Genomic DNA, 13744 nt, shown 5'->3' on the forward strand with positions numbered 1-13744 from the left:
AGGGCGCGCGTGGCGCCGCGGGCCATGCCTAACGCGCTGCCTCGCGCCCCCAGCGCAACACCCCACGGTCCACCAGGCCCCAGCGCGCCGCCACGTCGCACCGCGCGAGCAGCGGCCGCCCTTCCGGTGCCCGCCCCGCGCGCACGAGTGCCGCGCCCAGCGCGCAGTCGGAGAGGGCGATACGCGGATGGTCGATCCCCGGCCAGAGCCGCCGGGTGGCCTCCACATTCCCGGAGAAGGCGGTGACCGCCTCCTCCACGCTGCCACGCGCAAAGGCGACCAATCCCCCCCAATGGCCAATCTCGATGTACTGCGAGCTCCCGGGCGGGTACGCCTCGCGCACGCTCCGCGCGACCGCAAGCGCCCGCTCCGCCTCCGCGAGCTTCCCCAGCCTCACGAGCATCGGCACGCGCTGCGCTACGATGTAGGTGCGCCCCGTCGTCGGTGGCAGGCTGGCGTTGTACTTGACCACCGAATCCATGAGCGCGAGCGCGCCGACATCGTTGCCCGCCGCGGCCTGCATGATTGCATGGTTGCGCATCGCGCTGCCAATGAGTTCGTGCCCGGGATCGAGGTTGGCGACGTAGGCGGCGCGCGCCTGCCGCATCATCGAATCGGCGTAGGCGGCACGCTCGGTGAGATTGACCGCCTGCAGCGCCACGCGCTCCACCGCGAGCGCCGCCGCCCGCCCCTTGTCGCCACGCTGCTGCATCACCGCCAGCACGCGCTCGGAGAGCGAGAGTGCCTCCGACCACCGCCCCGCGTTCCCCATCCATGTCGACAGGTTGCCCGTCACAGCGAGCACGAACGGGTGATCGGCGGGGAAACGTTGCTGCAGAATCCGGAGCGCCGCCTGGTCGAGGGCGATGGCATCGAGCAGGAAGCCGCGCTTCCCCCGTTCGGCGGCGCGCAGATCGAGCAGGGACGCGATCTCGACCGAGTCTCCCTTTCCAAGGCGCGCACGTACCGCCACCAGCGAATCGAGGTACTCCGCCGCGCGCATCGGATTGTCGGTCCCGATCGCCACGTGGCCGTACGCCTCCGCCACCTCCGGGTGCGTGGGCCCCACGGTGCGACGCAGCGCGCTCAGCACGCTGTCGGTCATGCGGCCGCCGAGCGCCGGATCGCGCGCATCGCGGACGAGCGCTGCGTGCGTCTGGCGCACCTGCAACACCGCCAGGTGATCAGGACCAAGCGCCGAATCGCCCACCTGTCGGGCGCGCACGAGCAGCGACTCGGCCGCCGCGTACTCTCCGCGCGACATTCGCACGGTGCCTAACGTGCGGAGCAGGCGCACGTGGCGCTCCGGCTGCTCCGCCAATCCGGCCGACTGCGCGCTGGCCAGGTCGAGGAAGGCCTTCACGCGCATCGTGTCGCCGCCGGGGAGTACCCGGGGGTCCGATCGCTCGAGCAACCCGGTGACGAAGGACAGGACCGCGTCTCCCGCCTCGCGCTCCGCCACCGCACGATCTCGCTCGGCGGCGAAGCGCCGTCGCTGCGCGACCTCGCGCCCGAACAAGGCGACCAAGGCGAGCGCTCCGGCCGCCATGCCGGCCACCCCCACGCGATGCCGCCGCACGAAACGCCCCGTGCGATAGCTCCACTTGTCCGGGCGTGCGACCACCGGGAGTCCATCCAGGTAGCGCATCACGTCGGCCGCCAGTTCGCCGGCGCTGCGGTATCGACGCTCCGGCTCCTTGCGCAGCGCCATGAGCACGATGCTGTCCAAGTCCCCGCGCAACCGCGACGCATCGGCGGTCGGCGCCACGGCAGACGGCAGGGACGGCAGCGCCTCGAGCGTCGCGCGTTCCAGCGCCTCGCGTTGGCCCAGCAGCGACGCGAAGACGTGCTGGCCGGTCAGCAGCTCGAAGAGCAGCGCGCCTAACGCATACACGTCGGTCGCCGTCGTGATCGCCTCCCCGCGCAGCTGCTCGGGGGCGGCGTACGACGGCGTCAGGGCCCGCTCGCCCGCCCGCGTCTCGTCCACGCTCGCGTCGCCGGGGGTCAGCAGCTTGGCAATGCCGAAGTCGAGCAGCACTGGCTGCCCGTCGTTGGTTACCAGGATGTTCCCGGGCTTGAGGTCGCGATGCACGATGAGGCGCGTGTGCGCGAACTGCACCGCGTGCGCGACCTTGAGGAAGAGGCGACTCCGGTCGTCCACCGGAAGGCGCGCCGCGAACTGCGTGATGGGGACACCATCGACGAATCGCAACACGAGGAAGGGGCGCCCGTCGGGGGCGGTACCGGCGTCGACGATCGAGGCGATGTTCGGGTGGTCGAGCTGCGCCAGGAGGGCGCGCTCCGAGGCGAAGCGCCGCGCCACGCCCCCGGTGCGGGCATCGGGGCGGAGGAGCTTGAGTGCGACCGTGAGGGTGAGCGCCTCGTCCTGGCGCACGGCGCGATACACCTCGCCCATTCCACCGCGCCCCACCAGCTCCTCCAGCCGGTACGGCCCGATCACCGTTCCAGACTCGAGTCCGTTCGGGAGCTCGTCGCCCGCATCCGACGACACGAAGCGCTGCTCGAAGCGCAGGCCGTCGTCGTCTCCCGCGGCGGCGAGCATCGCCTCCACTTCCGCGCGCAGCGACTCGTCAGGCACCGCGCGATCGAGGAAGGCGCCCCGCTCAGCGGCAGGCAGTTCCTGCGCCTCCCAGAAGAGGTCAGCAATGCGCTGCCAGCGGTCGTCGGTGGGGTTGGGGGCGTCAGTCATCATTCAGCATCGCGACAGAGTGCCCGCGATTCGGTCACGTGGCGTCGAGCCCGGCGAGCCCCAGGTCGCCCGCGACTTCCTTGCGCAGCCAGGCGCGCGCCGTCACCCACTCGCGCTGCACCGTCTTGGCCGAGATGCCCAACGCCTCGGCCGTCTCCTCGAGGGTCAGGCCAGCGAAGAAGCGACACTGGACCACCTGGGCGCCGCGCGGGTTCATCCCCTGCAACCGCTCGAGCGCCGCATCGAGCGCCACCAACTCCTCGGCTTCTTCAATGGAGAGCACCGAGGCGACGTCGTCGAGGCTGACCGCGTCGGAGCCCCCGCCGCGCTTGGCGCGCATGCGCGTGCGCGCCGAGTCCACCAGGACGCGCCGCATCGTCGCTGAGGCAGCCGTGAAGAAGTCGGCACGCCCGAGTTGGCCGAGCGAGTGCTGCTGCGACAGGCGCAGCCAGGCCTCGTTCACCAACCCCGTGGTGGACAGGGTGTGCCCGGTCCGCTCGCGCCGCAGGTGCGACCGGGCGAGGATGCGGAGGTCGTCGTAGAGCTGGACGACCCACTGATCGGCGGGGTGGGAGGTGTCGGCCACAGGTGGAGCCAGGGGGGCGACGGATCGACAGAGGACGAGGGAGCGCCGACGTACAGTCGCGACGAACGACGCGACCTGCGCCGTCAGTCGCAAGCGGCTGCAAGTCGGGTGCCCGGGTCTCGCGAACTTACCCCGCAGTTGAAATCGCGTCCATCGGTCGAAATGTCCGATGTCCAGTTCCGGCCACGGGCATCGCGACGTGGGATAGCAGAGGAACTGGATCCTCCGCCCCACCCCGTCGATGGAGAGGCTCGCATGCGTCCCGTGCAGGTTCTGACTCTCGTGGTCGCGGCAGCAGTGTCTGGCTGCTCCGACCCCGTGCTCGCTCCACACCGCACGCCCGCCGAGGCCCCCCTCGCCGCGGCACTCCCGTCCGCCGCCGTCAACGTCCCCGGGACCACGCACCGGCGCGTCAACGTCGATGGCATGCAGCGCGAGTTCTGGGTCCACGTCGGGCGCACGGCGCAGCCCAACACGCCAGTCCCGCTCGTCATCTTCCTGCACGGGACCAGCGGAAGCGGCAAGCAATATCTCAACATCTCACGCTGGCGCGAGAAGGCCGACACCGCCGGCTTCATCGCCGTCTTCCCGTCGGCGCTCGTGTACTGCTTCCGCGACGACGAGAACAACGACGGCGACATGGACGACCCCGGCGAACTCCATGCGACCTCCAAGTGGACGCAGGGTTCGCTCGGTGACACGTTGCAGCCGCTGTGCCGTCCGCGGGACTACCTCAAGCTCAGCCCCACGCAGCGGCAGCGCACGATGCACCGGTTCCAGGACGACACGCTGTTCCTGGACGCGATGGTGGCCGACCTCAAGGCCAACTTCCTGATCGACACCAAGCGCATGTACATCGCCGGCTTCTCCAACGGCGGGGAGATGGTGAGCCGGCTGCTCGTCGTGCGCAGTCACCTGTTCGCCGCGATGGCTTCGCACGCCGGGCATATGCACATCCCGCCTGCGCCACTGGGCGCGCGCCGCGTCCCCTTCCTTCGCTCCGTCGGCAACAAGGACGATCGCTACTTTTCCACCCTGCCCGGCGGCACGATGCCCGTTGTGCAAGCGGCGATCAACTTCCCATTCATTCAGCGCACCTCGGTCGTCCCGTACCTGCAGCAGGGGCTCCTCGCCAACGCCCCCGTGTGGGCGCCCATGACGTGGAACGGCCGCCGGATCGGGCGCTGGAGTTATCCTACCGCCCTGGCGGGCAACAAGAACCCGTTCGCCTTTCTGCTCGTCGAGGGGAACACACATGCATATCCCAACGGACAGCTGCACGAGGTGACGATGGCCGACCGCACGTGGCCGTTCTTTGCGGCGCACCGGTTGCCGTAGACTACGCGGCGGGCACATCGCGCTACGAGACCGGAGACGGTCGTTGGCATCACTGCGGTGCGAAACACGGGAGCATGCGTCACGGCGCATGCTCCCGTCGTGCGTTCGCCCCGACCGATGTCCGGATCCGCACGCGAACGTCGCGATGTGTGGCATGGGAGGAGACAGCTCCTCCACTCCATCTCTAGACAGGAGTTGCCCGCATGCGTCGCCCCCACGTGTTCGTCACCCTCGTCACCCTTGCGGCCGCTGGATGCGCCGATCCGGTCACGGCGCCACGGCACCGACCGATCGATGCCACGTCGGCCATCGGCGTAGCGGTGGCGCCGGTAAACGTCCCGGGCACCGCGCTTCGCACCCTGACGATCGACGGCCAGCAGCGCGAGTTCTACGTGCACGTGGGGCGCAACGCGCCGAGCAACGCGCCGGTGCCGGTGGTCTTCTTCTTCCACGGCAGCGGGAGCAACGGCTTCGAGCACCTCCAGAAGTCGCGGTGGCGCGAGAAGGCCGACACCATCGGCTTCATCGCCATCTTCCCCTCGGCGCTCGCGTACTGCTTCAAGGAAGACGCCAACGGCGACGGCGACATGCTCGACCGCGGCGAGCTGCACGCCAGCGCGAAGTGGACCTCGGGCCCCCTCGGCGGCCCCACGCGACCGCTGTGCAAACCCGCCGACTATCTCAAGCTCACCCCCAACCAGCGCCTCGCCACGCTGCACCGCTTCCAGGACGACACGGCCTTCGTCGACGCGATGCTCGCCGACGTCAAGGCGACCAACGTGGTCGACACCAAGCGCCTCTACCTGGCAGGCTTCTCGAACGGCGCCGAGATGGTGAGTCGCCTGCTCGTCGAGCGAAGCTACACCTTCGCGGCCGTCGCCATGCACGCCGGCACCTTGGACGTTCCCGTCGCGCCCTTTACCACACGCCGGGTCCCGATCCTCAAGTCGATGGGGAACATCAACGACAACGTGCCGCGGGGGATGCCTGGGCACACCTTGCCGATCATCCCGTCGACGATCGAACTCCCGTTCATGCAGGCCGACTACGTCGTCAAGTACCTGCGACAGGAGCTGCTGGCCAACCAGTACACCTACGGCCTGATGAACTGGAACGGCCGCAAGGTCGGGCGATGGGTCTACAACAACGGCCTGTTCGGCAATTCGAACCTCTTCGTCTTCCTGCTCATCGAGAAGAACGGCCACGCGTATCCCAATGGCGTCAATCACGTCGTGACGATGGCGGACCGCGCGTGGCCGTTCCTTGCGGCGCACACAATGCCCTGACGTACGACGGCGCGGCCTGCCGTGCTTTCAGCGGGCGGGTGAAGCGGCTCCAACGGGTACGTGCATGCCATCGAGAACCGAGGGAAAGGGGCGCCCTGCGCCTCCCCTCGCGCCCCCCTCGGCGACAGATTGCGGCGCGTCCGGTCCTTCCTCGCCCGCGCACCGCCTCCTCATGCCGCTGCTCCGCCTTCGCTCCCTCGTCGCCCTCATCCTGCTCGTCGGCGTCTGTTGGGCGCTGAGTCGCGACCGAAAGGCCATCGCATGGCGCGTGGTCCTGTGGGGCGTGGCGTTGCAGGTGCTGTTCGGCATGCTCGTCCTGCTCACCCCCGTCGGCACGACGTTCTTCGCCGGCGTGAACAACGTCCTCCTCAACGTGATGCACTTCGCCGAGTCGGGGGCGAAGTTCCTCTTCGGGGACCTGATCTTCAACAACATCCCCGTCGGCCCGGGGACGCCGGGTGGCAACGCGCCCATCACCCCTGGAGCGACGGTCGCGCGCACCGGCGCCTACTTCGCCTTCCACGTCCTCCCGACGATCATCTTCTTCTCGTCGCTGATGGCGGTGCTGTACCACCTCAAGATCATGCAGCGCGTGGTGCACGGCGTCGCCTGGGTGATGCAGCGGACGATGGGAACGTCGGGGGCCGAGACGCTGGCCACCGCCGGGGGGATTTTCGTAGGGCTGATGGAGACGCCGTTACTCGTTAGGCCGTACCTCGAGCGCATGACGCGCTCCGAGGTCTTTGCGCTCATGGTCGCCGGGCTCGCCTCGATCAGCGGCGGCCTGCTCGTGGCCTACGTCGGGCTCCTCTCGCCCTTCTTCCCCGACATCGGCGGCCACCTCGTCTCGGCGTCGTTCATGTCGGCGCCGGCGGCGCTCGCCGTCGCCAAGCTCCTCTTCCCCGAGACCGAAGGGGCCGAGACATCGCGCGCACTCCCGGTGGAGTCGGAGCAGCGACACGACGTGAACCTCATCGACGCTGCCGGTCGCGGGGCCAACGAAGGGCTGTTCATGGCGCTCAAGGTGGGGGCGATGCTCATCGCCTTCCTATCACTGCTCGAGATGGCGAACGCCGGCTTTGGCTGGATGGGGCGCATCGTCGGCTTCGAACACCTCACGCTGCAAGGGGTGCTGGGCGTCGTGATGTCGCCGGTCGCCTGGATCATCGGCGTTCCGTGGACCGACGCGCGCATCGTCGGAGAACTGATCGGCGTGAAGACGATCCTCAACGAGTTCGTCGCCTACCGGCAACTCGCCGATCACCTGCAGGGCGCCGGCGCGTTGCAGCAGCGTTCGGTGGTGCTGGCGAGCTACGCGCTGGCCGGCTTTGCCAACTTCGGGTCGATCGCCATGCAGATTGCCGGGATGGGCGAACTCGCCCCCGGCAAGCGCACGATGCTCGCCGAACTGGGGATGCGTGCCCTGTTAGGCGGAGCCATCGCCGGACTCATGACGGCGGCGGTCGCCGGACTCGTCCTCCCCTGAGTCGGATGACGATGACCGACGGTGTGCGCGAACTGGTGGTTGGCGGAACGCTCACGCTCGACACCACCGAGCGCGCTGGGGAGGTGCACGCCGACGTCCCCGGGGGCTCGGCACTCTACGCGGCCACGGCCGCGAGCGTCGCCCTCCCCGCGCGCATCGTCGGGACCGTGGGGACCGACTTTGCCTTCGACGCGCTGCGCGACGTCTGGTCGCGCGGCGTCGATCCCTCTGCCATCGAGATCCTTGAGGGCAGGACCTTCCGCTGGCACGCACGCTACGACGCCGACGGCGACGACCGCGTGACGCTCGCGCGCGATCGCGGCGTCGCCGACGGGCGCACGCCTCCAGTACCGGCGCACCGCGACTCCAACTACGCCCTGCTGCTCGGCAGCACCAATCCGCGTATCCAGCAGGGCCTGCGCGACGCCTCCCCCGATGCCCGCGTGGTGGGGCTCGACAGCATGTCGCACTGGTGGAGCGAGCGCCCGACGGAACTGCTCGCCCTGCTGAAGCGGATCGACGTCCTGTTCGTGGACGAGGGTGAGATGGCGCTCGCCGTCGGCACCACCGACCCGACGGAGGGGGCCGACCGACTGCTCGCCCTCGGCCCCGCGCTCGTCGTCGTCAAGCGCGGGTCGCGCGGAGCGTGGATCAGGCGTCGGGGTCAGGCCCCGCTGCAAGCAGACGCCGTCGCCCTCGCCCGCGTGGCCGATCCCACGGGGGCAGGCGACGCCTTCGCCGGTGCCTTCATCACCTCGCTGGGACGGTGGCCCGAGCGAGGCGATGCACACGCGCTGCGATTCGCCTCGGCCGTCGCGTCGTTCGCCGTCGAGGGAATCGGGACCAGCGTCCTCGCGCGCGCCACGCCCAACGACGTACGACGGCGGATGGCCACGCTGTACGTCGGCACGGCCTGAACCGTGCCGGTGAGGCGCGCCGCGTCGCCAGGACGCGCGCGCCGTGAACCCGCCAGGCCGACTGGCGTTAGGCGAGGTCGCCGGCGGCGGCCTGAACGTCCGGTGCCGCCTCGTCCACGTGGCTCAACATGCAACAGCCGCCCCCTGCCCGTTTGGCGCGATACAGCGCGCGATCGGCAAGCTGCAGCGCGTGCAGCAGCGGCGTGCTCCCTCCCACGCAGACCGCAATCCCGATGCTCGCCCCCACCCGCACCTCCACCGGACCGATCGCGATGGGCTGCGACGCGAGGTCGATCACCCTGGCCGCGAGCGTCTCGGCCCCGGCCGCACTGGAAACGCCGCTCTGGACGATGGCAAACTCGTCCCCGCCGAGTCGCACCACGATATCGTCCCGCCTGACGAGTCCCTGCAGCCGGCGCGCGATCACCTGCAGCACCTCGTCGCCCGCCGCATGCCCGTGCGTGTCGTTGACCGGCTTGAAGTGGTCGAGGTCGATGTAGTGGAAGGCGTATCCGTCCGACGCATTGCGGCGCTCGACCTGGCCGTCCTTGAGCAGCGACGCGAAGCCGACGCCGGTTGGGAAGCCCGGTGAGGACGTCGGTTTCGGCGTCGTGCCGCAGGACCTCGAGGCGGAGGCGTTCCGTCAGGTCCTGCAACATCCCGACGACGACGACCTCGTCGCCGAGCTCCCGCGGACGCACTTCCCACTTGAGCTCCGCAATGAAGCTCCCCCCGGTGGCGCGCACACCACCGATCCGCAGGCCGACGCGCGTCCCCACCAGATCGCGACGCAGGGCGTTCTGCACCCGCTCATGGTCGCGAGGGTCGACGAACTGGAGAAACTGCGCGAGCGTCCGCGGGACGTCGCCGACATGCGGCGTCTCGAACATCGTGGCGAACGCGCCGTCGCAGATCATGCGGTCCTCCGACGGGTCGTACTCCCACGCGCAGACCGCGGCCAACGACTTCACGTGCTCGAATCGCCGCTCGAGATCGAGCAGCCGCTCCACTTCGCGCCGCCCCAGCAGCAGCGACCAGACGCGACGCCCCACGACTTCCAGCGTGCGCACATCGTCCTCGTCGTATGGCGCCACCTTGTTCCCGACACCGAAGAGGAGCCGGATGCGTCCGTCATGCTCGATGGGGACGCCGAGATGGCGACTGAGCGGGGAATGTCCGGTCGGGAGTCCGCGCCGACCGACGACCGAGGCGTATTCGTTGTGGCTGACGGGGCGACGCAGGCGCACCGTGTCGGCCCAGATCCCGGCCGCGCTCACGGGGTAGTGCCGGTCGTGCACCGCCGAGCAGTGCGTGAGCGTGTCGTGCGACCAGGTCCCGAGTTCGATCGTCTCCTCGTCCTCGTTGAGAAAGTGGAGGTAGGCGACCTGACTATCGGTGGCGCGCTGCGCCACGTCGGCGCCCACCTGGATGATGTCACGCTCCGTCTGTTCCGGGCCGATCTCGGCTAGGGCAGCGAGCGCTTCCAGCTGCCGGAGCGTGTGGGCGTTGGAGTCCGGAGAGGTGTGAGGCACGATGAACTCCCGCAGGGGAGGCGTCGAGCATGGTACGACGTCACCTACTCCTATATATCGGCTGCTGCCGCGCTCGCCATCGTCTCATCCCGGATTTCCTGTCACCTCATGACCCATTGCCTCGGCAGAGCGTCGTCGGACGCCCCAGGTCGCGCCAGGTCACCAGATGTACCCCTTCGGCCTGTGCGAGACGCCGGAACTCCGCGTCCGACATCGCGCGCATGTCGCGCGCGCGCCAGTCGCCCCCCACCCGCCGTCGTGCTCGGCGAAGGACTCACGCTCGGGACGCGGGTCCTCCCCCAGGTGCACGATGAGCATCGGTATGCCGGGGCGGAGCCGCCGCAGCACGTCGCGGTGGTAGGCATCCCACGCCGCCGGCGCCATGTCAGGCGAGATCCCGCTCATGTCGTTGATGGCGATGTGGCCGTCGTCCAGCGCCCCGGCGGCCAGCGCAGGCGAGCGCTCTCGCTGGTGAGCGTCAAGTGCACGCCGATGTCGAATCGCTCGCCGGCACGAAGGAGCGTGGGGACGGAATCGACGAACGACGGGGGAGCCAGCATCGACGCGGAGTTCACGATCCCGGCGCGCACGGCGGACTGCGTCACGTGCGTGACGCCGGACGTCATCGCCATGTCGTCGGCGTGCAGGATGAGAAGGCGCGCCGTGGGAGGATATCCGAGCCGCGCCAGGAGCGCTTCGTCAGGCGCAATGTGCGGGACCGGGGCCGCGTGGTATCCGATCGCCACCGCCGCGAGCGCGAACCACCACCCGCGCAGCGCCCGGCCACGCGCGCCGGCCGTCGGCTTCACCGCAGCTGCGATTGCATGGTGCGTTCGCAGTCCGGGCACATGCCGTGCGACAGCGTGTGATCGCCATGCCGCACGATGTAGTGGTCCGGAGGGATCCACCCGTCGTCGGCGTCGTGGACACGCCGGCACCACGCACACACCGACAGCATCGTGCGCAACAGGCGCAACTCCTCCTCCAGGCGCCGTTGCGCCACGCGGTGGGCCGACATGAGTCCCGCCACGCTGAGGGCGAAGAGGATGAAGTCGATGAGCCGCCCGAGGGCCACGCCCGCGACGAGTTCCTCGTCACCCGTGACCCCGGCGGTCCAGCCGCGACTGTTGGCCACCACGATGAAGATCGCGAGGAGTAGCGCGTACGCCGTCCCGCTCCACAGGGCGTGCACAGGGCGCTCGGCGCTCTCGCGCGCCCCGTGCGCGTCGGCCAGCAGGCAGGAGATGATCGGGAGCAAGGTGAGCCACTTGAGCGATGCCCAATCGAGTTCGGCGGTCTGCAGGCACTGCACGGAGAAGAACGCCCCCAGCAGCACCAGGCCGGCGATCCGCAGTGTTTGCAGCGACGCGCCGGCGCGGATCGCCGCGAGGAGCGCCACACAGCCGATGCCGAACGCCACGATGAAGGCCGAGGACACCGTCGGTGTCAGCAGGGTCGTCGCGGCAACGGACGCGGCCGCCACCACCAGGCCGATGAGGGTGCCGCTGACGAGCACCCGCAGCTGCAACGCTTCGTGCGGCGTCAGCGCCCGGGCAGGGGTGAAGTACCGGAGGGCCGGGTTGAGGCGTGCAAGCATGGACGGCGACGGTTGAAGCGGTGCGACGAGTCCCCGACATTCTGCGGCGCCGTGAGGGGGTCGGCAACCGCCCGCCCCATGCGCCGCGGTAGCGTCCGTCAGCGCCTCCACCGATCTTTCGTGCGTCATGTCACCGCCGTCCGAACCCCCAGCCCCCGCGTCTCCCCTCCGCGTCTTCGTGGTCGGCGCCACCGGGAGCATCGGGCGCGCCACGGTGCGCGCGCTCCGGCGCCATGGCCACCACGTCACCTGCTTTGTCCGGCCGCGCGCCGGGCGTCGGGGCGCCGAGCCTAACGCCGATGCGGGGGCGATGGCGGGGGTGACCGTGCGCACGGGAGACGTCACCGACCCGGGCTCCATCGCGCGAGACGGCTTTCAGGGCGACCGCTTCGACGCCGTGGTCTCGTGCCTGGCCTCGCGCACCGGGGCACCACGCGACGCCTGGGCCATCGATCACCAGGCGCACGTGCACCTGCTCCACGCCGCACGGCAGGCCGGCGTGTCGCGCTGGGTGCAACTCTCGGCCATCTGCGTGCAGAAGCCACGACTCGCCTTCCAGCACGCCAAGCTCGCGTTCGAACAGGCGCTGATGGCGTCGGGCCTCACCTGGTCCATCGTTCGCCCCACCGCCTTCTTCAAGTCGCTCTCCGGCCAGGTGCAACGTGTGCGCGACGGCAAACCGTTCCTCGTCTTCGGCGATGGGACGCTCACCCGCTGTACGCCGATCAGCGACGACGATGTCGCCACCTACCTGGCCGAGTGCCTGGAGGACCCGTCGCGCGGGAATCGGATCCTCCCTATCGGCGGGCCGGGCCCCGCCATGACGCCGCGCGCCCAGGGGGAGATGCTCTTCGCGCTGACGGGACGCCCGCCACGTTTCACGCGCGTCCCGGTCGCGCTCCTCGACGTCATCATCGGCGTGCTCAGCGCGTTAGGCCGGGCCATCCCCCCGCTGGCCGACAAGGCCGAGTTCGCCCGCATCGGACGCTACTACGCCACCGAATCGATGCTCGTATGGGACGCGGCGCACGAGCGATACGACGCCGAGGCAACGCCCTCGACCGGCACCGAGACGCTGCGCGAGCACTACGCGCGGATGCTGCGCGGGGAAGTGGCCGACGATCGGGGCGAGCACGCGGTGTTCTAGCAGACGACCGCGCACGCAGCGCGCGCGTCACCGCCGCTGCGACTGCGCCTGCCGCTCGTAACGCACGTACACCACATCGATCCAGTGCCCGTTGGTGGTCTTCGCGCGATACAGCGGAAGCACCTTGACCTCCGCCACCGGCCCGGACTGCGTGAGCCGCTCCATGAAGGTGACGAGCTGCGGCATCTCCTCGAACTCGAGGCTCAGGTGCCATCCGCTGTCGCGTGGCGCCACCGCGCGCACCAGCATGCCGGGGACGAGCGCGGCCATGACGCGCTTGCGCGCCTCGGCTTGTCCGGCCACCGGCTCCCCATTCTCCAACCGCTGGTTCTCGAGGTAGACGGGATCGCGCTTGAGGCGCGCCTCCTCCCGTTGCTTCGCCACCACGCTCGGCCGAGGCGCCCCTTCGGCCCACGGCTCCGCCCGACTCCAGGTCGAGCGCGTCTCGAAGGTCCAGGGCAGCGGAAATCCCTTGCAGCCGTCCCCGCACCAGACCACGAACTCCTCGTAGTCGGTGCGATCCAGCCGCGCGACCAGCGTGCCGCTCTTCCCGCGCGCGATGCGCATCGCGTGCGCTCTCGCGAAGAACCCCAGCCCCGCCACCTCACCGTCGAACCGATCCGAGATCTCGCCCGCGCGCACGTGCAGCCACCCGTCCTCGCAATGGTAGTCGCGCGCGTACGGCGTCCCCTTCTGTAGCCGAGTCTCGTGCGTGCGGCCGTCCACGTACCCCACCGTCACGTGCAACGTCGTGTCGGCCGATCCGGCGATGGCGAAGTACTCCAACTCGGCCGGGACGCTGTCCCACGGGACGTGCCGACCGGCGAGCTGCCAGCTGATCGGCTCGGGGGCGTAGATGTAGCGACCGGCCATCGCGGGGCAGCGCCAGTCGTCGCCGAGTTCGAGGGGGCGCCACGCCTTGGGCATCCCGTCCAGGTCATCGTGGCATGCGGCGACGACGAGCAGCGCGACAAGGGACAGGAGCGCAGGCCCGCGTGAGGACGGGCGAACGGGAGCAGGACGGTGACGCATGCCATAGAGACGACCGAGCAGAACGGGCGTTTGCCGAACGCGTCGAGGACGACCAGATTGGCGTGCCGTCCTTCTCGAGCCCCCCCCCGGGCCGCGCCCCCCCGCCGCCCCCC

General features: G+C 69.9%; 13 protein-coding genes. 6 read left to right on the forward strand and 7 right to left on the reverse strand.

Annotation, left to right across the window (positions count from 1 at the left end):
* Nucleotides 1-28: 28 nt before the first annotated feature.
* Together IPN47_15540 and IPN47_15545 are read right to left on the reverse strand one after the other, a co-directional pair.
* Nucleotides 29-2713: a protein kinase gene (locus tag IPN47_15540; protein ID MBK9409427.1), complete on the reverse strand. Its 2685-nt coding sequence runs from the start codon at nucleotides 2711-2713 to the stop codon at nucleotides 29-31.
* Between the two features lie 31 nt (nucleotides 2714-2744).
* A complete protein-coding gene (locus IPN47_15545) occupies nucleotides 2745-3296 on the reverse strand; it encodes a sigma-70 family RNA polymerase sigma factor (GenBank protein ID MBK9409428.1) in 552 nt (183 codons plus the stop codon).
* Nucleotides 3297-3614: 318 nt separating this feature from the next.
* Between IPN47_15545 and IPN47_15550 the strand changes: the two genes are divergently transcribed.
* The 4 genes from IPN47_15550 to IPN47_15565 all read left to right on the forward strand — a co-directional run bounded on the left by IPN47_15550 (nucleotide 3615) and on the right by IPN47_15565 (nucleotide 8323).
* The gene (locus IPN47_15550; protein ID MBK9409429.1) at nucleotides 3615-4634 is read left to right on the forward strand and encodes a prolyl oligopeptidase family serine peptidase; all 1020 of its coding nucleotides are present in this window, start codon (nucleotides 3615-3617) and stop codon (nucleotides 4632-4634) included.
* Between the two features lie 203 nt (nucleotides 4635-4837).
* Nucleotides 4838-5920: a hypothetical protein gene (locus IPN47_15555; protein MBK9409430.1), complete on the forward strand. Its 1083-nt coding sequence runs from the start codon at nucleotides 4838-4840 to the stop codon at nucleotides 5918-5920.
* A gap of 172 nt (nucleotides 5921-6092) precedes the next feature.
* Nucleotides 6093-7406: a NupC/NupG family nucleoside CNT transporter gene (locus IPN47_15560; GenBank protein MBK9409431.1), complete on the forward strand. Its 1314-nt coding sequence runs from the start codon at nucleotides 6093-6095 to the stop codon at nucleotides 7404-7406.
* Between the two features lie 5 nt (nucleotides 7407-7411).
* A complete protein-coding gene (locus tag IPN47_15565) occupies nucleotides 7412-8323 on the forward strand; it encodes a hypothetical protein (GenBank protein MBK9409432.1) in 912 nt (303 codons plus the stop codon).
* Between the two features lie 67 nt (nucleotides 8324-8390).
* On the opposite strand, the gene IPN47_15570 is transcribed toward IPN47_15565, so the two are convergent.
* Nucleotides 8391-8879: a GGDEF domain-containing protein gene (locus tag IPN47_15570; GenBank protein ID MBK9409433.1), complete on the reverse strand. Its 489-nt coding sequence runs from the start codon at nucleotides 8877-8879 to the stop codon at nucleotides 8391-8393.
* Between IPN47_15570 and IPN47_15575 the strand changes: the two genes are divergently transcribed.
* Nucleotides 8848-9792: a hypothetical protein gene (locus IPN47_15575; protein ID MBK9409434.1), complete on the forward strand. Its 945-nt coding sequence runs from the start codon at nucleotides 8848-8850 to the stop codon at nucleotides 9790-9792. The two genes, IPN47_15570 and IPN47_15575, sit on opposite strands and share 32 nt — an antisense overlap.
* Nucleotides 9793-10014: 222 nt before the next feature.
* Here IPN47_15575 and IPN47_15580 read toward each other — a convergent pair whose 3' ends face one another.
* Genes IPN47_15580 through IPN47_15590 form a run of 3 tightly spaced genes read right to left on the reverse strand, consistent with a single transcriptional unit; the run spans nucleotide 10015 to nucleotide 11452 of the window.
* Nucleotides 10015-10260: a hypothetical protein gene (locus tag IPN47_15580; GenBank protein MBK9409435.1), complete on the reverse strand. Its 246-nt coding sequence runs from the start codon at nucleotides 10258-10260 to the stop codon at nucleotides 10015-10017.
* Nucleotides 10257-10664: a ChbG/HpnK family deacetylase gene (locus IPN47_15585; GenBank protein MBK9409436.1), complete on the reverse strand. Its 408-nt coding sequence runs from the start codon at nucleotides 10662-10664 to the stop codon at nucleotides 10257-10259. Before IPN47_15585 ends, IPN47_15580 begins: the two co-directional genes overlap by 4 nt.
* Nucleotides 10661-11452, reverse strand: coding sequence for a hypothetical protein (locus IPN47_15590; GenBank protein ID MBK9409437.1), 792 nt, complete (start codon nucleotides 11450-11452; stop codon nucleotides 10661-10663). The genes IPN47_15585 and IPN47_15590 overlap by 4 nt, the downstream gene beginning before the upstream one ends.
* Before the next feature lie 127 nt (nucleotides 11453-11579).
* Here IPN47_15590 and IPN47_15595 point away from each other — a divergent pair, with 127 nt between their 5' ends.
* Nucleotides 11580-12599, forward strand: coding sequence for an NAD(P)H-binding protein (locus IPN47_15595; GenBank protein ID MBK9409438.1), 1020 nt, complete (start codon nucleotides 11580-11582; stop codon nucleotides 12597-12599).
* A 27-nt stretch (nucleotides 12600-12626) separates the two neighbouring features.
* Here IPN47_15595 and IPN47_15600 read toward each other — a convergent pair whose 3' ends face one another.
* On the reverse strand, nucleotides 12627-13631 hold the full coding sequence (locus tag IPN47_15600; protein MBK9409439.1) for a hypothetical protein: 1005 nt from the start codon (nucleotides 13629-13631) through the stop codon (nucleotides 12627-12629).
* Nucleotides 13632-13744: the final 113 nt, after the last annotated feature.

Source organism: Gemmatimonadota bacterium, from assembly GCA_016719105.1.
In the GTDB taxonomy this organism is placed as follows: Bacteria; Gemmatimonadota; Gemmatimonadetes; order Gemmatimonadales; family Gemmatimonadaceae; genus SCN-70-22.